This is a genomic window from Bacillus sp. X1(2014), from assembly GCF_007678255.1.
This window is the reverse complement of sequence record NZ_VEED01000022.1, coordinates 64,798-86,765: the sequence shown is the minus strand read 5'-3', so window position 1 is coordinate 86,765 and position 21,968 is coordinate 64,798. Positions and strand designations below refer to the sequence as shown.

At 38.6% G+C, this 21,968-nt stretch carries 17 protein-coding genes; 6 read left to right on the top strand and 11 right to left on the bottom strand.

The genetic code is table 11. The features are described 5' to 3' along the window. Positions 1 to 226: 226 nt before the first annotated feature. Positions 227 to 1,468, bottom strand: a complete 1,242-nt coding sequence (locus FS608_RS25970; RefSeq protein ID WP_144555461.1) for a sensor histidine kinase — start codon at positions 1,466 to 1,468, stop codon at positions 227 to 229. Between the two features lie 436 nt (positions 1,469 to 1,904). On the opposite strand from FS608_RS25970, the gene FS608_RS30580 reads away from it, so the two are divergent. Further along, entirely contained in the window at positions 1,905 to 4,568 is a 2,664-nt protein-coding gene (locus FS608_RS30580) for an SGNH/GDSL hydrolase family protein (RefSeq protein WP_186328903.1), read from the top strand. Between the two features lie 164 nt (positions 4,569 to 4,732). On the opposite strand, the gene FS608_RS25960 is transcribed toward FS608_RS30580, so the two are convergent. Both FS608_RS25960 and FS608_RS25955 read right to left on the bottom strand, forming a co-directional pair. Beyond that, positions 4,733 to 5,842, bottom strand: coding sequence for an FtsZ/tubulin family protein (locus tag FS608_RS25960; protein WP_144555459.1), 1,110 nt, complete (start codon positions 5,840 to 5,842; stop codon positions 4,733 to 4,735). Between the two features lie 244 nt (positions 5,843 to 6,086). Next, positions 6,087 to 7,484: an Ig-like domain-containing protein gene (locus FS608_RS25955; protein WP_186328902.1), complete on the bottom strand. Its 1,398-nt coding sequence runs from the start codon at positions 7,482 to 7,484 to the stop codon at positions 6,087 to 6,089. 296 nt (positions 7,485 to 7,780) lie between these two features. On the opposite strand from FS608_RS25955, the gene FS608_RS25950 reads away from it, so the two are divergent. Continuing rightward, positions 7,781 to 8,059: a hypothetical protein gene (locus FS608_RS25950; RefSeq protein ID WP_144555458.1), complete on the top strand. Its 279-nt coding sequence runs from the start codon at positions 7,781 to 7,783 to the stop codon at positions 8,057 to 8,059. A gap of 212 nt (positions 8,060 to 8,271) precedes the next feature. Here the strand turns inward: FS608_RS25950 and mle are convergent, their stop codons facing one another. Continuing rightward, positions 8,272 to 9,126, bottom strand: coding sequence for an alpha/beta fold macrolide esterase (gene mle / locus FS608_RS25945; RefSeq protein ID WP_144555457.1), 855 nt, complete (start codon positions 9,124 to 9,126; stop codon positions 8,272 to 8,274). A gap of 799 nt (positions 9,127 to 9,925) precedes the next feature. Then, a complete protein-coding gene (locus FS608_RS25940; protein WP_144555456.1) occupies positions 9,926 to 10,123 on the bottom strand; it encodes a hypothetical protein in 198 nt (65 codons plus the stop codon). Between the two features lie 224 nt (positions 10,124 to 10,347). On the opposite strand from FS608_RS25940, the gene FS608_RS25935 reads away from it, so the two are divergent. From FS608_RS25935 to FS608_RS25925, 3 genes are all read left to right on the top strand, one after another. After that, positions 10,348 to 10,800 carry a staygreen family protein gene (locus FS608_RS25935; RefSeq protein WP_144555455.1) on the top strand — a complete coding sequence of 151 codons (453 nt, stop codon included), beginning with the start codon at positions 10,348 to 10,350 and terminating at the stop codon, positions 10,798 to 10,800. Between the two features lie 621 nt (positions 10,801 to 11,421). After that, positions 11,422 to 11,967, top strand: a complete 546-nt coding sequence (locus FS608_RS25930; protein ID WP_144555454.1) for a DUF4240 domain-containing protein — start codon at positions 11,422 to 11,424, stop codon at positions 11,965 to 11,967. A 19-nt stretch (positions 11,968 to 11,986) separates the two neighbouring features. Then, the gene (locus tag FS608_RS25925) at positions 11,987 to 12,775 is read left to right on the top strand and encodes a YwqG family protein (protein ID WP_144555453.1); all 789 of its coding nucleotides are present in this window, start codon (positions 11,987 to 11,989) and stop codon (positions 12,773 to 12,775) included. A gap of 241 nt (positions 12,776 to 13,016) precedes the next feature. Here the strand turns inward: FS608_RS25925 and FS608_RS25920 are convergent, their stop codons facing one another. The 3 genes from FS608_RS25920 to FS608_RS30960 form a co-directional block, all read right to left on the bottom strand. Continuing rightward, the gene (locus FS608_RS25920; RefSeq protein WP_144555452.1) at positions 13,017 to 14,906 is read right to left on the bottom strand and encodes a GDSL-type esterase/lipase family protein; all 1,890 of its coding nucleotides are present in this window, start codon (positions 14,904 to 14,906) and stop codon (positions 13,017 to 13,019) included. 405 nt (positions 14,907 to 15,311) lie between these two features. Further along, a complete protein-coding gene (locus tag FS608_RS25915; RefSeq protein ID WP_144555468.1) occupies positions 15,312 to 16,235 on the bottom strand; it encodes an AEC family transporter in 924 nt (307 codons plus the stop codon). Between the two features lie 267 nt (positions 16,236 to 16,502). Next, positions 16,503 to 16,697 carry a cysteine hydrolase family protein gene (locus FS608_RS30960; protein WP_222127407.1) on the bottom strand — a complete coding sequence of 65 codons (195 nt, stop codon included), beginning with the start codon at positions 16,695 to 16,697 and terminating at the stop codon, positions 16,503 to 16,505. 206 nt (positions 16,698 to 16,903) lie between these two features. On the opposite strand from FS608_RS30960, the gene FS608_RS25910 reads away from it, so the two are divergent. Beyond that, positions 16,904 to 18,205 (top strand): M14 family zinc carboxypeptidase, encoded by a 1,302-nt coding sequence (locus FS608_RS25910; RefSeq protein ID WP_144555451.1) that lies wholly within the window; start codon positions 16,904 to 16,906, stop codon positions 18,203 to 18,205. A 183-nt stretch (positions 18,206 to 18,388) separates the two neighbouring features. Here the strand turns inward: FS608_RS25910 and FS608_RS25905 are convergent, their stop codons facing one another. From FS608_RS25905 to FS608_RS25895, 3 genes are read right to left on the bottom strand one after another with little or no spacing between them, the layout of a single operon-like run. Then, a complete protein-coding gene (locus FS608_RS25905; protein WP_260871828.1) occupies positions 18,389 to 19,357 on the bottom strand; it encodes an N-acetylmuramoyl-L-alanine amidase family protein in 969 nt (322 codons plus the stop codon). Next, positions 19,354 to 20,598 (bottom strand): YARHG domain-containing protein, encoded by a 1,245-nt coding sequence (locus tag FS608_RS25900; RefSeq protein WP_144555450.1) that lies wholly within the window; start codon positions 20,596 to 20,598, stop codon positions 19,354 to 19,356. The genes FS608_RS25905 and FS608_RS25900 overlap by 4 nt, the downstream gene beginning before the upstream one ends. Positions 20,599 to 20,615: 17 nt before the next feature. Beyond that, positions 20,616 to 21,953: a protein kinase domain-containing protein gene (locus FS608_RS25895; protein WP_144555449.1), complete on the bottom strand. Its 1,338-nt coding sequence runs from the start codon at positions 21,951 to 21,953 to the stop codon at positions 20,616 to 20,618. Between the last annotated feature and the right edge of the window lie 15 nt (positions 21,954 to 21,968).

Below are 21,968 nucleotides of genomic sequence, written 5' to 3'. Positions count from 1 at the left end.
TCGTCGCTGATAACATTGTTGACAAAAGGAATTAATTTGACCCCTTTTTCTTTTTACACAATTATACGGACTTAATCAAGGTTTTCCGACTATGCAAAGCAAAACCCCTCATTTTGACACTTTTCAAGTCAATAGGCGGAATATCTCCGTCTATTAAAGGTATTTTTAAGGATAATTTTTAATTAAGCGAAATTTCTCCGTCTATTTATCAGGGGTCAGTCCCCCACTACGTTAAAGCAGTGGGGGACTGACCCCTGCATTTTGTGGCTGGAAACCGAATCGTAACCGTTGTTCCATTACCTTTTACGCTATCAAAGTCGATGGTTCCTTTATACTTTGTAGCAATGTTAAAGCAAATCATCATCCCTAGGCCCGTTCCTTTACTTTTTAACGAGTAAAATGGTGTACCAAGAGAATCCATTTCTTCCTTTGACATTCCTTGTCCACTATCAATTACTTTAATTTCAACCAAGTCCCTTTTACCCTCAGCGGTAACTATAACCACATCACCGGCTTTTGATGCTTCAATGGCATTTTTAATGATATTAATTAATAGCTGTTTAAATTCAATTGTATTCGCAGCGATATAACAATCCTCAACCATCCTTAGTACAAGCTTTTTATCATGTAGGAGACCGTATGTGTTAAGTAGATCCGTTACACTTTGAAGAATACTCTTTACGTTTACTAGTTCAGTTTCAGTGTCTTTGTCGGGCTTGGCAATGGATAGATATTGAGAAATTACCTGTTCTGCCGTGTTTAATTCATTAATCATTAATGAGAAATGCCGCTTACTATGTTCAATATATGTATTATCTTTCTCGTATAACTGTAAGAAGCCTTTAACCACTGTTAAGGGATTTCTAATCTCATGTGCCACAGCAGCAGCGAGCTGCCCAGTTGTTTTCAGTCGTTCTGAATGTTTAATTTGCTCATAATAGAGCTTCTGTTTCTCCAGCCGTCCATGCGATAAGTAAAAAATAAAATAAAGAGTAGCTTGGCTTCCGAAAAAGTTAATAATATTACCGATTAAGTCTTTACTTATATAAGGATAAAGATCCCCTCTATCATCAAGGGCAATATAGCTAAAAAGACTTATGATTGACAAAGTATTAAATAGTAAGGAAAGATGAAAAAGTTTTGTATCAAAAAACAAGATTGAAATGGCCGGAATAAAGCATAAAAATATAAAGTTAGACGAGGTATTCGGATATAAAAAGAAGATGGTATAAAAGTATGTAGATGCTATGACGATCATAATAATTCTAAGAAAATGTGACGTATATAAAGGATAAATTAATAAACAAATAGAACAAAGGAAAACTAAAACACCATGCATAATATAGCCTGGTCCAAGATGATGAAGAAGTGGATTACCTACAAACAGCCCAAGTAGCATAAGTGCAATCACCACTACCACCGTGCTGTAATATAACCTTTGATTAATTTGAGTATTTTTGTTCTTCATACTTTTCCCTTCTGCAGAAAGCCCAAGCTTATTTTGTATCAAACCACCTATATTCTATCACATATACTTTATGGAAAAGAGTATCCACATTCTTGGAAAACAAAAAATCCGGCTATATAGCCGGGTCTTAAACTCTTCCTTTTCCCTAGCCTTGATATACAGCATATTTCCGCACCAATCTCGTCGATTTTTCACCCCTATGAATTCCTTCCTTATTTCATTTGACTTCATTGGTTTATCATACTTTATGTTAAATAAACCTTTACTAAAATATTGGTCTAGTTTTATTAGTTATCAAATATATTGTTAATCGGGTTTTTATCAAGTCCTTCACAACTTTTAATCTCTCTATAGTTAAAGAAATATTGATTACTAATCATTCATTGGTTTGTTGGATGATAAAGGCCTAAACATTGTTTATCTCAGGAGGAATCACATGTCTACAACTCTAGGAACACAATTTATCCCAGTTGCTCTACAATCCTTTTCAATTCGTTCTAACACCATCACTTCAGCCGCAACTTTAAGCCAGGACCGATTACAGTATCACAAAGCAGTTCTAGAATCCGTGGGAATTACTTCCCTATCATCCCTTGGAACACTTAATTTATCAGGTAATTTAATACCTCAAGCAGGGCTTACAAAGCCTGATCCTAATTTAGCGGCAACGACCACACAGGCATACTTCCAGTCGGCGTATAAAGTAGCGAACACGGCAACCACACCCGTACTTCAACCTGTTGGAGGCCAGGCCACTATTTTGAAAGCAGTCCCATTACCATCTAAAACAGTAACTGCTGCCTCCGTACCGGGTATTACCACACAGATTAATGTAGATACCGCTTATTGGGTAGCAACAGAAATTAATTTACAGGACAATACAACAGTGGTCCTAAAGCAACCTCAGCGTTATCTTATTTTAATTGCAGAAAAAATTACAGTTGGCCAGAATGTTACGTTCACATGGGAAAGGCCAAGTAAATCCAGTCCCGCTAAACTTGGGAAACCTGGAACACCACCTCAAGCAGCAACTTCGACTACACTAGTAGGCATTACAGGGACAAATGGTATACATGGTGTCAAAGGCGGCAGAGGCCCCGATGGAAATAGTGCACCTGAATTAGAATTATGGGTTCTTGATATGATTGGACGTCCTGCTTTTGATTTAAGGGGGCAGGATGGAATCACCGGTGGTTCTGGTCAGGACGGCGGGAATGGCGGGCAAGGAGGAAAAGGAAAACCTGCCCAATTAGACTGGTCAGGATTCTGTAAGTCAGGGGCAGGTGCTGGCGGCAACGGAGGAACTGGAGGAAATGGAGGTCCGGGCGGAGATGGCGGCAATGGCGGATACGGTGGAAAGCTTTCCTTTTATGCCCCTCAGAACGTGATCAATCAATATCTTCAAGGTTTTTACATAACCGTGGATGGCGGCCGCGGTGGAGCTGGAGGTCAGCCTGGTTATCCCGGTTCAGGCGGCCCTGGAGGACCTGTTGGAGATTCTCTTAAAGCAAACTTTGGAGCCGTTTGTGGACCTGGACCAAGAACTGCTGGATCAAGAGGACCTGATGGTGCTTACTCCGGCCAGGGTGCCAGCGGGTACAATGGTGGAAAACTTCCGGAACCAATCAGTATGCGTTCCATCGATCCTGATGATTTTCGCAGAAAACTTCTAGAACCGGCAATTTTTGAAGCAACTCCTGCCTATGCCTATGTAGCGGAAAGCGTAACCTTAACAGGCAAACGTTTTACGAAATCGGATGTAGTGCTAATCGATGGTTCACCTGTGCCAACAAATGTTTACAGTGATACTTCCCTGCAATTTTCGGCTCCTTTTATAAGAGGGGGGCAGCACACACTTCAGGTAAAACAGTTGGATGGAACATTATCCAATAAAGCCTCTTTGTATATTAAGCCCAAGGTCGACTCTGCTCAGCAAGATAATAAAGAAAATGAACATATGCGAGTCAAGCCAGGGCAAAAGGTAACATTAATAGGTAGTGGATTTTCAGAAAATGCCATTGTTCGGATCAATGATCAAGATATGCCGGATGTTACTTTGTTAAGCCCGACCCAGCTAGAGTTCACATTGATTAGACCATCTACAATTGAAGAAAACCCATCAGGTGAGCATGCGGTAGCGCGCGTGATTTTATCAGATGGAACGCCATCTAACACCCTCAACTTAGTATTGGATACCTTTCATATGCTTGTCATTGGTGATTCAGTATCTTGGGGTCAAGGCTTACCAGAACATGAAAAGCACTATTCCCTCGTCGGTAATGCCGTCAAAGCCCGAAATGGAAATATCGGATACTATACCCAAGTGCTTGCACATTCTGGGGCAACGATTGGAGTAGATGATCATACAAACACTCCAGCAGTTGATGGAGAAGTGCCTGTTTCTTATCCGACCATCCTACAGCAGTGTGATCTATTTGTCGGGGAACAATCTGAGGTAGATCTTATCATTATGGATGGAGGAATCAATGATGTTAATATGCGAACCGTTCTGAATCCTTTTATTAATGATGATTTGAGTGCCCTTCATCGGACTCACTTTCTTAAAAATAGTAAAACTTTATTCACTAAAGTGGCAACTACCTTTCCAAATGCCAAGGTAATTGTAACTGGATACTATCCCCCTGTTTCTGAACACAGTGATTTAAGCGCTGTAGAAGTTTTACTTGTCGCTTTAGGAATTGCAACTGAGGGGCTGCCTGGCGGTGTTGTTGCTGGATTTTTGACTGAACATCACCTACAGATCATCCATGCTAGAAGCCTGCAGCTTGCTACCGAGTCAAAATTGTTTCTCCAACAAGCTGTTGATGAAACAAATGCTGCCTTGACTGGCGAAAAACGTTTTTTCTTTGCCGATCCAAATATTGGTGTTGAACACTCTGCGCTTACCAATGATCCTTATTTATTCGGGATTAATTTAGATATGTCCCCACAAGATTTTATCGCTGCTGATCGGCTGGTCTCTTGCACAGAAGCTGGCTGTACGGGAATAGACTTTGAAATCTGCAAACGAGCTTCAATGGGTCATCCTAACAATAAAGGGGCAATTGCATACGCAAATGCTATCTACCCGTTTTTATAAGTAAAAAGAAGACGAATCCACGCGGATTCGTCTTTTTGCATGATTAGTCAATAAGAAAATAGCTTATTTCAAAAAGAACATAAAAAATTACGGTTCCTGATACAAGTCTGATTTTCATTTTGCCAATGAAATGACCATTTTCGTTACCAATATGTGCACATTCGTTATTTCAGGTTCTTCGGTAACTTGGACGCTACTGATCCTCCCTGCTTTTCAGGTCTTTTAGCTTTTAGGCCGGATGCCCAAGATACTTTAGATTCATACTTCTGACTTAGTTCCTTGTTGACCAGGTTTTGTAAACGATCTTTGTTCTTTTCCAGGGAATCCTCTATTGATAGCAGGCGTCGGGTAGGGAAGGAAAAGCCCGCTAAAATGGTTGTTATAGTAGCGTCGGTTTCTGAGAAATACGTCCCTTCGAATAATTGTAAAGGTTCTCCAACCCTTTCAAAGATAGATGGTACATTAATTAGCTTAGACAAATTCTCTGGTCCTTCATAGATTAAACCCGCTCGAATAACGCCCGCTGATTCAACAGGACAGAATATGGAGTTAATCCAAGATTGGTGAATTTCTCTAGATACGTCAGACGTTGTTTTAGCGTCTGTGACCGTGGCAGAGCATATGAGCGTTACTCCTCTCGTGTAAAGAATATTCATTAGGTCCGACTCATCAAAGTTACCATAAAATGAACTCTTATTCGTGACTCGCAGTACATTGTTAATTGCTTCCATGACTTGTTGATTAGAAGAAAGATAGATCTGATGTTTGCTGGATTGTGGATTAATCTTACGCATCTGATCATTGTCTACAAGGAATACAGAAGAGATGGTTTCGATTTTGGAAATCTCTTCAATACATTGAGAAGCATTGATTCGATTTCCGGCTAACACGTTTCGCTCAGGTAAAATAGCAATCGCACCAATGTTGACGCCAGGCAGATGGTCTAATAACATCTCAATTAATAAAGGGCTCATACCTGATCCAGTACCACCGTCGGTAGAGAAGGCCACCAATAACAGCCTTATGTTCTTAAAGGAACCCTTTACAAAGTCAAGCAGCTCTCGATAATTTTCTTTAACAGCTCTTAATCCTATTGATCTATCTTGACCAGCACCACTATAACCAGGGACAAAATACTTCTTTTCCACCCTCGTGTTTACTATCCCATCACGTTGGTTCGTGTTGATTAGGGCGGTTTGAAAGCCCAAGGTTGTTGCTATCTCAGCAATATTACCGCCTGCTTGACCTACACCCAAGATTCCAATTGATTTCACCAGATCGCCTCCTTATCTTAATATGATAATACTCAATTTTTATGAATTTAGACTTTTTCATTTTAAAAATGGTTTTTTAATTTGTTTAGTAAAGACCCATATCTTCAAACATGACTCTTTTTAAAAAGGAACCAAATGTAAGCGAATTAAGCTCCCAGCAATATTGGGAGCTGTTATTTTGCCTTTTATTTCTAGGCTAAAACGCGAAAAGCCGAGAAATTAACCCTCGGCTCATTGATTAGCTTTAATGTTTTACAACTTTAATGGTTCTCTTACTGCTTTTATTACCCGCCTTATCCTTTGCAGTTACAGCAAGTGTAGTTCCTTTTTTCTGGGCTTTAATCTTGACTGAGAATTTTCCTTTGGAATCGGCAGTTGCTGAACCTATAGATTTACTTCCTACTTTCACCGTAACTCTTGAGTTCGCTTCCGCTTTCCCTGTTACCTTTTTGTCGTTATCATCTACTTTATAAACAGTTGGCTTTTTCGGCGCAATAACATCTGCAACAGTTACCGATGCTTTTGCACTTACATTTCCTGCACCATCTTTAGCTGTAGCTGTTAATTTCGCACCTGCTTTTTGAACCGCTATTTTAACAGAAAAAGCTCCATTAGATGCTGCTTTCGCCGTTCCGAGCACTTTGCTTCCATTTTTAACAGTAACTAAAGAGCCAGCCTCTGCCTTTCCAGTTACTACTTTGTCGTTATTATCAACCTTTTTAACAACTGGCTTACTTGGTGCAACAACATCTGCAACAGTCACTGTCACACTTGAACTCACATTTCCAGCGCTATCTTTCGCTGTGATTGCTAGCTTTGTGCCTGCTTTTTGAACAGCAATCTTTGCTGAGAAAGCTCCAGTAGATGCAGCATTGGCAGTCGCTAATACTGTATTACCACTTTTAACAGTAACGGTAGATCCGGATTCTGCCTTTCCAGTTATAACAGTATCATTATTATCAACCTTGTTTACACTCGGCTTATATGGCGCAACATTATCTATAAATACAGTAGCGATAGCGTATAAATCATCTGCTGTATTATCATCATATAGGTCGTTATCATTGTCTATAACGCCTACATAGTATGTACCGCCTTTAGCTTGGTATCCTTTAAATTCAAATCCGTCCTCAACGTACGAGCCTAAATATACTAATTTATCATTCTCAACAAAATCCTTCTGAATGGCACCGAATCCTAAATCAATCGCATCTGAGTTAGTGCCGCCAGCTACTAATAAAATTCCATCCCTAGGCACAACTACTTTATGAATGTCTACATCATACAAAGGAAGTAATTGACCAATCATTGGTTTTTCATATGAAATAGCATCCGCAAAATCAAATTCATCGTTGTACTCCGTTTCAAACAAATAATCTTCATTACTGGAAATACTACTACTCGCAGCACCCATTTTATTAAAACTTTTTGCCGAATAAGATGGAGAACCTTTTACCTCTTTTTGAAGTTGATTAAATGCATGAGAATCGATGATACCTTGTTGGAGTGGCTTTTCAACCTGACGTTCAATTAATTTCTTTGAAAATTGATACTCATTTCCTTCTGCCTTTACAGTACCTGGAGATAGAGGTGAAACTAATAACCCTGCTGCAATCAATGATAAAATCCCTTTATTACGCACACAATCCCCTCCTTTTTTCGTTATAATGAACACATGTTATACCCTATACTACTACATACGTCCAGTAACGAATATAAGATTCTATACTCATTTATCGACAAAAAATATATTATTAAAGATTAGGGATTACCCCTTTAAACAACAACAATGATTGTCAAAATAGCCTATTATTTAAGAAGGAAACTTAAAGACCCATGCAGAATAGTAGAAAAAATAATAAGTTTAGCTATGCAATTATTTAGGCTCTGTCGAGTAGTATTGATTTTGTTATTTGGAAACTGGTGGGAGTGAGGATTATGAGTCAACCATTAAAGAGGACGAAATACTGTGATTTATTAGCTCAAGGCACAACTCAAGAAGGGGTGGATATTTCAGCAGTAGAGAAGATTTTTGTTAAAGAACTTAAGCGTGAGGAAATTAGGTTTGCATGGTATAAGGAGAAAAATGGGTCAAGACATTTTCAACCGAGGCCACTCGACCTCACCGAAAGGGAACTGTTAGAACTACTAAAAGATGGTGTAAATAAGGGAGTTTTCTCAAATAAGTTTAAGGAAGAACTTAAAAATATCCTTTAGAAAACGGAGGCCCTAGATGTACTAATTTACGTTTTAAAATAATTTAACTGCTAAAACTACAACTCTGTAAATTATCCAAGGAATAGCTAACAATATTAGTGAGTCTAATCTAATCAAATTATTGATCTCCCTACCAACTTAGTTATTCAAAATAAGAAGGGTTACAATCGGAATAACCGAATTTGTAACCCTTCTATTTTTTACATTATATGTTAATTAATTGACGTATGGTTTGAAATAGCATTGATGATCGTTTCCCAATCGTCAGAATGAGTTTCATGACCTGTCCCTTTGAGGGCAACCAACATGCTGTTAGGAATTTCATCTACTAGAGCAAGCGCATGTTCAAATGGCAGAATGGTGTCTTCTGTCCCATGGATCACTAAGGATGGGACATTAATTTCCTTTATTTTATCTTCATAAAAGTCATCACCTTTAAGAAGGGAATGATTAAACATGCTTAGTAGATTGTTAGCTCGGTTGATTTCTTTGGTAACCTGCTGAAACACTCTCTTTTCATCAAATGTATGGCTTGAGCCGCAGAGAATTTTTGAGCCAGCAACTAAGTAATTGGCAACTGTTTTTTCATCGGACCAATCAAGTGTACCTGCATTTGCATGGTAAGCCAGGACTTCCTCATCCATCGGGGGCAAATTTCTGTTGTTTTCATCTGACCCAAATAAACTCGATGACATCAAAGTCATCGTTAGAACTCGTTGCGGATAACTTACGGCTATAACCTGAGCAATCATACCACCTAAGGACATTCCAACCAAGTGAACTTGTTCAATTTGGTAGGCATCAAGGACTCCCACAGCGTCATTAGCCATATCTACCACAGTATAGTTGGAAGTCCCTGGATCGTAGGTTGTGGAACGCCCGACATCGCGGTTATCATATCGAATTACAAAACGTCCTTTATTTGCTAATTGCTGACAAAATTCATCATCCCAATAAACCATCGAACACATGGCACCCATAATCAATAAGACTGCGGGATTGGCTGGATTACCGAAGCTCTCTGTACATATATCAATTCCGTTAATTTTAAATATTCTTTCACTCATGATTAGCTCCTCATTTCATTCTAATTTGGTAAATTCGAATAAGGTACAACCAAATAAACCTACCCACTTTATTAAAAATGAATGAGCATAATTGAACTGTACCTCAAACTAACGTAAACGAATGAATTTAATAATCATGTTTTTGCACTCCCTTTTAAGAAGTAAATAAGGGTTTCTAGCCCACATTTGATTATAACATTAATCAGCAAAGCTTAATATAGAGGCTATTGTGAGGTTTTGTGGATTACTTACTTATCGATAATGAATTTGAGACAATTTTTGACTAAACGACACCCAATCGACTAAATTCCGTATAGGCTATACTAATCAATCGTTTGTTTAAAACAGGTGTAAGTTCTGTCCTTTACTAATCTTCCACCGCCAAGCTGGAAGGGAACTTGTCGATAAATGTTCATTAATTTCGCAGGAAATAACCAAATGTTCCACAAAATCAGATGGTTTTCTCGTAAACTTCCATTATTCTATCAAAACTCCTCTTTTTCGAAACTAACCAAACGTTTGACTAAAACCATTCTCAGCAAGCTCCATTCCTAGCATTATCCCTATAGATGCTCAAAAAGTATGTCGAGGGATGTCTTCCCTGCCTAGGACTTCTTTTCAACAGCTTTTGGTTAATTTTATAATTATGTTCCTCCCACCCTTTTCTTTTAAAAAAAGGTCAGTAGCTCACAGATTTAACGCAGTGGGCTACTGACCTCAAATTTCTTAATAGTAAAATCCCCTCTATAGATGAGAGGGTTATCCCTACCATCTGCGAGATTCTTTCTTTAGATAAAATTTAAAATGCTTTATTCGGTTCGTACGTGGGCTGCTGATTTTCTGCCTGGTATTGTTGACTTTTTGCTAAACCTTCTTGTACATTTTCATCTAATGAAAATTCTGTATCACCTTTATTAAATTGATTGGCTAGATTTTGAGCTGCTATTACTTTTTGTTGTTCACCTTTTACACCAGACGAATTTTCTTCCTTTTTCATTATATATCTCTCCTTTGCATTAAACATAACTTTATTGATATACCAAAGGCAGATTAATTATTCATTCATCGAAAAAATAAAAAACCGTCTATATATATATATGAAACGGTTTAGCGAGATTAGCTATATTTATTTAATTAATACCAACATCCTTTAATCAGAAAGAACGAATGATTAAATCTGAATAAGCATAATGATAAAAAAAGCTGATTGGAGTTGATGGCTTGACCACTTTCAATCCAGAAAAACTATCTGTTGAATACAAAGACGGTGTTACGGCCACGGAACCTGTTATTCCAAGATATTACACACTAACTCACTCTGATTTAACTGGTGAGCTATTTTTAGCCATTGGAAAGCAGTATGCTTGGGATAAGATCAATCCTTTGAGGGATGAGGTATTAGGTGAATGGAAAACAAACGGAACTTCCTTAAACTATTGTGTTTATTTATATATAGATCAGGGAGAACTTAACCAAAAGGTAGCAGCAAAACGCACGGAAGTATTTAAGCGTGAATTACCTCTTGCCTTATCAGCGATTCGATACGGCGATCGTTTTTTATTCAACGCATACCCTATTCTAGATCATGCTTCCATAATCGTTACTTTTATGTCCGCCTACCCTCAATTTTCCAGCCAAGAGAATTGGGGGAATTTCCGCCGTTTTTCCAAATAAAATCACAATCGAGGGGTCTGACCCTAATCATTAGTGACAACCATCGACCATCTTCCACAAGTTTCCCTTCTAATCAAACGTTTGATTAGTTTCACTGCATCCATTGGTGGATCTAGCTTAGTCCTCCACTACGCAAAAATAAAATGTTGAAATATGCGTGAAAAATAGGAGAAAGATGTCGTTTTTGCCGTTATCGTCACCAGCCGACACTCTTTCGACTAAATACCATAAAGGCTATACTAATCAAACGTTTGGTTAAAACTTCTGCAAGTACTGATGTATATGAATCCCCGTAGCAAAATAGCTAAGAAGAGTGTCGAAGAACATTTGTTAATTTCGCAGGAAATAATCCATCTTTCAACAAAATCTGAAGGTTTTCTCAAAAACTTACATGATTCTATTAATCCCCCACTTTTTCGAAACTACACAAACGTTTAATTAAAAGTTATTTCAGCCCGCATCATTCCTAGATTCTTCACTTTTAATACCTGAGAAAAATGTCGTGAATCCCCCAAAAATACAGCACCAACAATTTTTTTAAAAAAATATTTATTTTTAAAGGAATTCTGTTAGTTTAAATTGAATAACTCTCAGAATTACTTAAGAAAAGGGTGCATTATATTGGAAAAGAAGGAATTTTGGAGATTAATTGAAAAATCTAGAGAATTTGATCAATCGGAATGGTTAACAGAGGAATTAGCTCGAAAAGGGTTAGAAGAAGTAGTAGACTTTGAATTTTTATTTCTAGAATTAATGAACGCTAGTTATCAATCTCGTTTATGGGGAGCAGCATTTGTTCTGATGGGCGGCTGTTCAGACGATACTTTTGACTATTTTAGAGGATGGCTGATTGGACAGGGCGAAGAAATATATAACAAGGTAATGAAAGACCCTGAATTTTTAGCAGAATACATTAATGAAGAAAACCTTGATGAGGAAGGCTACCCTCAAAATGAAGAATTGCTTTCGGTTGGGTTTGATGCCTATACGCTTATAAAGACGGGTAAAAATGAATGGGATGACGATCTACATAATGAGTTATTAGAAGTGCTTGATAAGAAGGGGCTGCAAGATGTAACAGACATAGAGTTTGATTGGGAAGAAGAGGATCTAGAAAATCTATTTCCTGTTCTATGGGAAAGATTTGGAGAAGAACCACTAGGTTAATAGAAAGGAGGTAAAGAAAATGCAAGATTTAGATTCACTGTTGCAAGAATATGAATTACTTCACAAAAAATCGGATATTTTAAAATCCGCAAAACAATCAATTAAAGTCATTAAAAATAAAGTGAAGTCGGAACAAATTCCGTTAGGATCCTCTAAACTTGGTGGTCTACCGGATTTGCCGCAAGATTGGGAGTTTCCTAAATACAAAAATGGTTATCACTCTTTTTTAGGACAATTTAACTTAAAGGAAGTAAAGCCATACGACAAGGAAGGTATTCTTCCGAGTAATGGAATTCTTTATATATTTTATGATGTAATAGAACAGCCATGGGGTTTTGAAGAGGACGAAGGTTGTTTTAAAGTTTTATACTTTGATGGGGACGAAAAAGAGTTAAGAAGGAAAGAGTACCCGGAAGAGACCGAAGACTACTCCCCTTTACCTGTTTTTAAAGTTACATTCGTAAACAGACTGACACTCCCAGAGTATCCAGAGGATATTGAGTTTAGCGAAGAGGATGAAGAAAACTACTCTGAAATGAGGCATGAACTTATTCAACCAAGTGATGATGATGGAAATTACGAACCGGCTCATTACATGTTAGGGTATCCACTCAGTATTCAAAATGATGTATTTGATGAATTTAATCTTAACCCGGAAGAAGCTGTTCTTCTCCTACAGATCGATTCAGATGAAGAAGATATGGAATTGCTTTGGGGAGATTCAGGAATTATCTATTTCTGTATAGATAAGACCTCATTAGTTAATAAGCAATTCGATAAAGTTCAATTTACACTGCAATGTTTCTAAGTCACTATGGTACTTTAGTTAAGTAGGGGTCTGACCCCCACTCTGCTAAAGTTTAAAGTGATAAAATACGACAGTGAGGCAGAGAGCAAATGCTCTCTGCCTTTCTATACTTACCAAATAAAAAGAAAGCCAACATAATGTTAGCTCTCTTAATTTAATCCAATTACCTTTCTACATATCTCCAGATATAATAAATTGTTTTTCTATTAAGTTATTAATTGATAGATGAACTAACTAAATTTTAATTCATCACTTTCCAAAATTCTTCAGACACTACTTGATAACCTGCGAGACTCAAGTGAATATTCAATGGATTTGGAAGGTAGTCTGCAAAATTTGCTACATTAATAACTTGTGCAGTTGGTACAAATGTATCACCATTCTGTACAGCTCGAGCTTGAATCTGTCCATTAAATGCGAGTAATAATTGTTCTAACTGCGCTTTTTGCTGCGCATCAGTTACATATGGGAATGGATTGTAATATCCCATCACATATACCTTCACATTTGGATTCAATTGATCGATTGTGCCTAAAATTGTGTTCAATTTTTCGGAAACTTTAACAATTTCTGTTGGTGCTTGAGCTGGATTAGCTTGAACGACTGGAAGCAGGTCATTCGCACCAATATCAATCGTTAAATGTGTTGCTTCTTTTATTTCTTTTTGGACGTCTGCTTTATTGAAATCAGCTATGACATCATCCGTTTTATATCCAGAAACGCCAAAGTTATCAAAATCTAGTAACTGATAGGACTTTTTAAACTTCTCTGAAATATAATTTGGGTATCCCCAATCTAAATCTACTCCGTCTACCGGAATTCTATCTACTCCATAAGGAGTCATACCGGCCGCTAAGGAATCACCTAAAGCAACATATTGAACTTGAATTCGCGCTCCATCTGCACCTAATTTATAGCCATCCACTGTTGTATTGACTGCCATTGACCCATCTGCTTTATTGAAATAATACCATTTGACACTGATTTGCTTCCAGCCTGTTACCCTTGACCCATCAGAATTGAGGTAGTACTTTTTCCCTGATAAATCTAACCAACCAGTTTTCTTCACACCAATGCTGTCTAGATAATACCATTTTCCATTCACTAATACCCAACCGGTTTTCATCACACCTGAGCTATCAAGGTAATATTTTTTGCCGCTTACTGTAACCCAGCCGGTTTTCATCACACCTGAGCCATCCAGGTAATATTTTTTGCCGCTTACTGTAACCCAGCCGGTTTTCATCACACCTGAGCCATCCAGGTAATATTTTTTGCCGCTTACTGTAACCCAGCCGGTTTTCATCACACCTGAACCATCCAGGTAATATTTTTTACCGCTTATTGTAATCCAGCCTTTTTTCATCACGCCTGAGCCATCAAGGTAATATTTTTTACCGCTTATTGTAATCCAGCCTTTTTTCATCACGCCTGAGCCATCAAGGTAATATTTTTTACCGCTTACCGTAATCCAGCCTTTTTTCATTACACCTGAGCTATCCAGGTAATATTTTTTACCGCTTACTGTAATCCAGCCTTTTTTCATCACGCCTGAGCTATCAAGGTAATATTTTTTACCGCTTACCGTAATCCAGCCTTTTTTCATCACGCCTGACTTATCGAGGTAATACTTTTTACCACTTACTGTGATCCAGCCTTTTTTCATCACACCTGACTTATTAAGGTAATACTTTTTACTTTTAACTGTGATCCAGCCCTTTTTCATCACACCGTTTTTGTCTAAATAATACTTAGAACCTTTATATGTAAGCCATCCAGTCTTCATTACACCGTTTTTGTCAAAGTAATAACGTTTATTATCAATAACCTTCCAACCTTTTTGTTTAACACCTTTAACATAGTAATATCGTTTTCCATTCGTTTTTTTCCAACCGCTCTTTTTGGCGCTTGTAGTTACTTTTGAACTTACCTTCGAACTTTCCTTTGGGCTTACACTTGAACTATTGCCATTGGGATAATGATATTCCCCGTAGGAAAGCCCCCATTTTTCACAGTTTGTCCAACAATAATGTCCCCCGTTAGAGTCCGTTCTACCTGGATGTGCATAGGCAGATAAAGGGACCGATAACATGACCAGCGTACAAATTACAGCGAAGAGTGATTTCTTCATAGTTTTCCCCCTAAAAATAATTTTCTCAATATTGCAACAATGTAAAATATTGTATTAATAGTATAGTATATAAGCACTGTTATTAGAAGGGTTTTATAGATAAATAGTATGAAAACATTCTAAATTAAGACTGTGTATTTTTGCTATAAAGGTGAAAAATACTAGGTATATACTATGACCTTCCTCCTATGACGACCATCATAGATTGATATTTGCTTGGAGCTATAAAAGATTGATCAAATAGAAAACCACCGTATGCGACGGCGGTTCAGTTGATCGATTCTACTTATAATTATTTATTGGTCTACCGGAAAGACTGATTGCAACTGCGCCCCCAATCCCTACAGCAAACCATCCTGGTGCTAAAGATAATTGTATTCTACCCATTCCATTTACTCCAGTTGTCTACTTAACAGCTACGATAAGGAACGGCAAAATGAAAAATGATGCCAGAGTCGTCCAGAGAATACATTTTGAAACGATTTTGGGGGAGGCATTAAATTTTTCCGCGAGAATGACAGCGTTGACGGCAACCGGCATACATGCCAGAACAAAGAGAACCGATTGCAAGATACCATTAATATGTAGGACGAATAAGCAAAACATCGCGATGAATGGTGAAACAAACATGCGAACAGTCATCCCTGTCCAAAATGTTTGTTGAGATTGCACTTTATGCTTGGAGGTTGTCACACTTACCATCTGGACCCCTAAAATGGCCATGACAACCGGGGAGTAAGCTTCCGCAATCATGGCAACCCCTCTGGCAATTCCATCGGGCAAGGAAAGACTTAAACTACGAAACACAAAGGCTAGCAAAGCAGCATAAATGGCCGGAAGAGAAAATACGGATTTGATTGCATTTTTTATTGAAAAATGAGAGCGTGCAGCAAAGTAAACTCCTATTGTATTAACAATGACCATTTGGATGATCACATACACAGACGCCTTATCCAGCCCTAGTTTTCCGAACGCAAGCAACACGAGTGGAAGCCCATAATTGACACTGTTAGTAAAGGAAGATATCAGCGTTAAACCGGCAATTTCACTCGCCGGAAATTTAAAGAGTCTCCCAATGCCGTTAGCAAGCAGCCACAGTAGGACAAGATTAAGCAGTGAAAACGCAATCGTTTTAAAAATATCATCATGGGAAACTTTCGCTGTCAGTAAGGTATCTAATATGATGGCAGGACTTAAATAATATAATGTAAGGGTTAAAAGTGGTTTCGTATCCAGTTGCTTAAAATGCCCTAGGAGCGCCCCCGCGACCACAGGAATGGAAAGTGGAACAATCACTTGAAAAAGGGTTGCCATAACAGTTTGAATCATGTAACCGAGCTTCCTCTCTACTCTATTTCTAATCATTTATAAAAGTGATCTAGATAATTGTACAATATTCTTCTCCCGTTTATCAGAAAATTTATTTCGATATGATAATACATGGTGTACTAATGGATTGGCCCATGCATCTTTAAATTTCCTACTTCCGGCGGTGACTAGGCACAGGATTTCAGTAACAACCATCGACCATCTTCCACAAAGGGACATGGATACCAATCCGTATTTGCTCCGGGCCCCGATCTCTGCAGTCTCTGTTTAATGACTCATTTTGGTATGAATGACTTCCATTTTTTGTTCACGGAATACAGCTTGAATCCGTGCAATATTTGGAACTACCTTCCCTTCTAGCCTTTGAAAATACTGCTTTTGTTTTATCAAAGACACCATGACCTCTTGCTGCGTCCTATACCTCATATCCACACACAACAAAGCAGTTTTTTTCTTATTCATAACGGACAATTGAGGTTATTAGTATCACCAGAACAGTCTCCTATCTTCCTTCTAATAGACTATAACAGAATTCAAATATAGTATTTTTGAATTATATCTCATTGAATAAATTTTCCTGTTTTTTAAATTTTTGGAATATACTGTATTTTGTGATTTAAAGTTATGCTACTATATTGAGGAATTATTATCACCTGGAGGGACAAAGGATGAAAAAGAAAAAAACACTCGGATTGGTACTTACTAGCGGAATTTTGGCAACTTCTATTGCATACGGTTCATCATCTGCTTTTGCAGATCCAATTACTACCCCAAACGGACCATGGGTAACGGACCAACAGAACCTTTCCTTTGAAAGCTTAATGTCCAATGAACAATTGGAAGCCAAATTAAAACAAATGGAACAAGCATCTAAGGGCAGAATGAAGCTCGAGCAATATGGGACATCCAATGATGGCAATCCACTATATGTAGCGAAGCTTGGGGATAATGCCCCGAACAAAAAAAGGGTACTAATCTATACACAAATACATGGCAATGAACCGCTTGGAACGGAAGCGGCAGTTGAATTAATTCAAAAGCTATCAGCTGGAGGACAAGAAGCTGATAAAATTCTGGATAAGGTTAGCATTTGGTTTGCACCCCGGATCAATCCGGATGGAACAGCTAATAAATATGAAGGTAAGCCATTCCCAACCCGATACTCTCATCAAACGTGGAATCCGGCAGAATTAGGCCTTCCTGCTGATACAAAAGCTCCTTGGTATTATAATGCAGAAGGAAGCGAACGGGCTCAAAATAATGATGGAAAAGTTGTTTACGGAATTCCTGGTTTTGACCTGAACCGCGACTTCCATCCCAACTATGATTTTGATGTAAACGAAGAAATTAAAAAGGATCCACAAAAAGTGGCAAATATCTTAAATAGCACTAGTACAAATAACGGCGCCCAAGCATCATTAGTCTTTTCACCAGAAACGCACGCTCTGACAAAAGTGGTAAAGGAATTTGATCCAGATGTCGCCATTGACCTTCACCATCGTGGATTCAACCAATTATCAGAAGAAGATAAGCGTTCCGTTTCGATTCAGCTGTTAGCCTTATTTACAACAAAGCCTTACGTCGATCCTTTCAATGGAAGAACATATAAAGTCGATGAAAGTGTAGAAACCTTGAGCAAAAAGGTAAATGCGGTAGCCTATGAATCCTTACAGCGTGGAAATTCCTCTTTCGGAGCGATTCAGAAATACCCTCAAGTTAACTATCCAGGTTCTGGCTTAGGGGCTATACAGCTAAATGGCACAGCGACCATGTTGATTGAAATTAAAGGACAAACTCAGACATTGGGTCAAAAGCAAAATGGAATGTTAAAAGAAACCGCGAAAGTGCCCGTCATGGCGGTTCTAAACAGCTTAGCTGATGGCTCCCTTGAAAATGCAGATCCTGCAGTGTATGATGCTATTCCAGATTATGCGTTGCCAGTAAGCCCCGGCGATAAAAAAGACAATTAAGAATCAGCAAAGGGATGGGTCATTGCCCATCCCTTTGCACCTGAAGTATTTAGAATATCCAAAGCTATTACTTAAAGGAAACTATATAGATAACGCAGTCATAGAGAATTTCTTTGGCTTATTAAAATCTGATTACTCTACTTAAAAGAAATTGAGAAATATCGAGGAGTGACACGCATCGAATCATTCTACATTCTCTTTGTAACTAACATATTGCATAACACCATCAGCCATATTGGTAAGCAAGTTCTTCAGATAAACTGAATTAGAAAGGTTCTTATCTTCCGTTGGGTTGGTCATAAATCCAAGTTCCACCAGTGTGCAAGGAACTTTGGACCAATTGAAACCAGACATGTCACCTCTGTAAGAAATCCCGTTTACTTTAACTGATGCATTCTTCTTTGTTTCATCAATGATAAACTCGGAAGCTTTTAAACTATCATTGAAGATTTCTTTCGTGTACGGGCTGCTCTCCGCCGGAGTGAGAACAGACAGACCATGAACATTTCTATTTGTTGCTCCATCCGCATGGATACGTATAAATAAATCAGCGTTATTTTGGTTGGCAATCTCCGCTCTTTCTCTGTTACTGATATTTACGTTGTTAGTAGTTCTAGTGAAAATAACCTTTACCCCTCTGCTTTCCAATAATTGACCTAAAATGAGGGATGCTTCCAATGTTAATTTATATTCTGGTTTTCCAGTGGAAACTCCTGAAGTTCCACCAGTAACCTTCATCTTCGTTTCCTTAGCACCAGGACCGACTGGCTCAGGAGCGGTATTAGCTCGATCCTGATGACCCGGATCAATCACCACTAAAAATTCGTTTTGAACTTCTTCTTTTTTCTCAGAATTAGTGGATACTGAAGAGGCACGAGAGCTCTCAGGAACGGCATTTTCCTGGACTCCCTTATTCGATGCCTTCACATTCTCTTGAGAGACACTATTTTCCCCTCCTACATTCACTGAGGCTGTAGAATCCTTTTTTCCCTGCTCTTCTTTTTTAACTGTGCTTACTCTATCCTCTTGCTGTTTATTATTACTTTTCAACAAATTTTTCTTCCCCACTGAATGGCTAAAATATAAAACTAGTGCAATTACCATTATCAGAGAAAGCAAGATAACTCCTAAATTAATTGTTTTAGACTTCACTGTATTGACCTCTCACTGTTCTGAATCATTTCCACATTATATTTTTCAATCTCGCTTAACGTAATCCCATCATAAGAGGCATCTTCGTGATACCAACTTTTTTGCTGAAAATAGGAATTCAAATTCTCCGAATTGAATATATAGCCATGACGGGCATATATTTCGTTTCTTGCTAATCGAAGTTCTTCAAGCGTCAAATTTGCTAGTTCACTTTCTGATAATCTCCGCTGATCACTACCAGGCATGATAAAACCGGTTTTTTCCAGATTCTTGATTAATTCCACATTGGATTTTTCTATCTCACTCAAAGTGACTCCGTCATAAGAAGCATCTTCATGATACCAACTTTTTTGGTTAAAATAGGTCTGTAAATCCTCCGATTTAAATAAGTAGCCATGACGGGCATATATTTCGTTTCTAGCTAACCGAAGTTGTTCATAGGTCAAGTTTGCTATTTCACTTTCTGTTAATCTTTTCGTATTGCTTTCAGGGAAGATATACTCACCTGGATTTGTCGCTGTGACTTCTTTCGTAACCTGATTTGTCCCCTCTTCCTTATCCGGTTCCACATCCACACTTACACTCTCATCTGCACTTGCCATTTCCTGTCCATTGGACGAGTCTACGGCATCCTCCGAAGAGAATAACTTATATCCTCCGGTAATAACACCAATTGCAATAAGAATGGTTACTAACACAGGTGCCACTTTACTCCTTTTTACCGGTTGAGAGACGGTTGATTGATTGAGTCCATTTTGATTATTCTGCGTCACAACCGGTTGTGTTGAGCTTTGTTTTACAGGAATTCCATTGGCCGCTTGTGAAGGTTGGCTAATTGGGCTGGTTGGGAAAGCAACCATCTGATTCACTGATTGGTTCTTTGGTATGGACCCACCACCGATTTTTCCCACTTGGTGTATAGGCTTATGTGGAACACTCTTGTCCAACGCATGGATCCAACAATCAATGGCCCACTCAACAACACTTTGTTCAATAGCTGTATTTTGATGGACCCTAGTGACCAAACGACTATATAGTGCATAGTCAACCTGATGATCAGCATTCTTGAATAATTCATTGACTACGTTTTCTTCTGCTACTGAAACTAAGGCTTTGATTTTCCCTTTACTTTCAATGGCCCAATCCTGTAAGATGCCCTGTAGTCTTTTGGATTCGGAACAAATGGTAATGCCATAAATGTTTAATATGTTCTTTAATACATCCTGGGTGGACTGTGTCATAACTAGCCTCCGTCTAATCAGCCAATAATTATTCCTTCCGCATTTCTAAGAAATTGAATTTTCAATCCATCTTGTAGAGGCGCCGCTTTTTGTGATTCAATGTCTTTTTCCGCCCCAGCTTTGTTAATTCCCTTCCATGCGGCGGTTGTTTTGTTTCGCAGCCCCCATACTGATGGGTTATTTGGATTTTGTACAATTTCCCCTACCACTTCCATCCATTCTTCCTCTGAAGCAGTGGGGTCAATGTGGCGCCGAGTAATAGCCGTTCCTTTGTTCAATAAAACATACTGCTGGCCAGCTGCTGTTTTAAGCAAGAGTCTAGGAGGCACCCCTACTGACTTTCCACAATGCCAACATTGCACTTCATTTTTCGATTCACTCCAAAAGTTTTCCGCTGAATCTTGCCCGCATTGAACAATGCTGTCACCTAACTGTAAAAACAGCTTCCGCCATTGGCTTTCTGTTACACGCTGTTTCGGGTTTTGTAACCCTACTGTGAAAGCCTGTATAAACCTTTCCTTTAAGGGTTCCGGGCAAACTTCCCATCTTTTCTTTGCAGTAAAATAATCTGGATCGTTAGGAAGCTCATTCGTTCTGTTGGTAGGATCAAAAATAAAAACAGGCTGTTCACCATAAATTTTCCTTTTGGCGGTAAGATCCCACGAACGGACACTATATTCCATTTGGCCATGGAACGGGTGATGCCAAATCCATAATTGAAATAACAAAACTGCTAGCGAATGTAAATCAGTGTCTGTAGATGGCCTTGCTTCGCCTCGAATAATCTCTGGAGCCATGTACTCCATAGTCCCCCATACTTGTGTTTCCGATTCATTGTTAATTCCAATGTTATCATTATCACAGATTAAGACTTCTCCATTTTGGGGATCGAACATGATATTCCCGGATGATATATCTCGATAACATCTCCCACTCAAGTGAAGCATTCTGTATGAATCCGACGTAGCATAGGAGATTTTACATAGAGCTTTCATGTTAGGAGTGGGTTTTCTCTTTGCCCATACTTCCCCTAATTCGGCAAATCTCTTTGTATCTATTAAATCCATCAAATAACCAAACTGAGAAGTTCCAGCTGATACGACAGTGTCGATAGGCCAGACAAAACGCCTTCCTGCTTCTCCACTTGGAGCGCCCGTTTGCACGAGATCTCGTATCATCTTTTTCTGTTCCTCATTTGCTTGTTCGTGGTTATACCACTTCAATGCTTTGGTGCCTTTACTATGGCCTTCAACGAGGTAAACAGCTCCTTGCCCGCCTTCTCCCAGCTTCCTCTTAATGGTTAAAAGCTCTCCTGTTGTTTCTGTAAGCACCTGTTGACCGATTTGTAACGTCATATGAATCACTCTCCG

Bases quoted from the DNA above. Each gene is read 5' to 3' on its own strand.
- FS608_RS25970 (WP_144555461.1), bottom strand. From the start codon at position 1,468: ATGAAGAACAAAAATACTCAAATTAATCAAAGGTTATATTACAGCACG.
- FS608_RS30580 (WP_186328903.1), top strand. From the start codon at position 1,905: ATGTCTACAACTCTAGGAACACAATTTATCCCAGTTGCTCTACAATCC.
- FS608_RS25950 (WP_144555458.1), top strand. From the start codon at position 7,781: ATGAGTCAACCATTAAAGAGGACGAAATACTGTGATTTATTAGCTCAA.
- mle (WP_144555457.1), bottom strand. From the start codon at position 9,126: ATGAGTGAAAGAATATTTAAAATTAACGGAATTGATATATGTACAGAG.
- FS608_RS25940 (WP_144555456.1), bottom strand. From the start codon at position 10,123: ATGAAAAAGGAAGAAAATTCGTCTGGTGTAAAAGGTGAACAACAAAAA.
- FS608_RS25925 (WP_144555453.1), top strand. From the start codon at position 11,987: ATGCAAGATTTAGATTCACTGTTGCAAGAATATGAATTACTTCACAAA.
- FS608_RS25920 (WP_144555452.1), bottom strand. From the start codon at position 14,906: ATGAAGAAATCACTCTTCGCTGTAATTTGTACGCTGGTCATGTTATCG.
- FS608_RS25915 (WP_144555468.1), bottom strand. From the start codon at position 16,235: ATGATTCAAACTGTTATGGCAACCCTTTTTCAAGTGATTGTTCCACTT.
- FS608_RS30960 (WP_222127407.1), bottom strand. From the start codon at position 16,697: ATGAATAAGAAAAAAACTGCTTTGTTGTGTGTGGATATGAGGTATAGG.
- FS608_RS25910 (WP_144555451.1), top strand. From the start codon at position 16,904: ATGAAAAAGAAAAAAACACTCGGATTGGTACTTACTAGCGGAATTTTG.
- FS608_RS25900 (WP_144555450.1), bottom strand. From the start codon at position 20,598: ATGACACAGTCCACCCAGGATGTATTAAAGAACATATTAAACATTTAT.
- FS608_RS25895 (WP_144555449.1), bottom strand. From the start codon at position 21,953: ATGACGTTACAAATCGGTCAACAGGTGCTTACAGAAACAACAGGAGAG.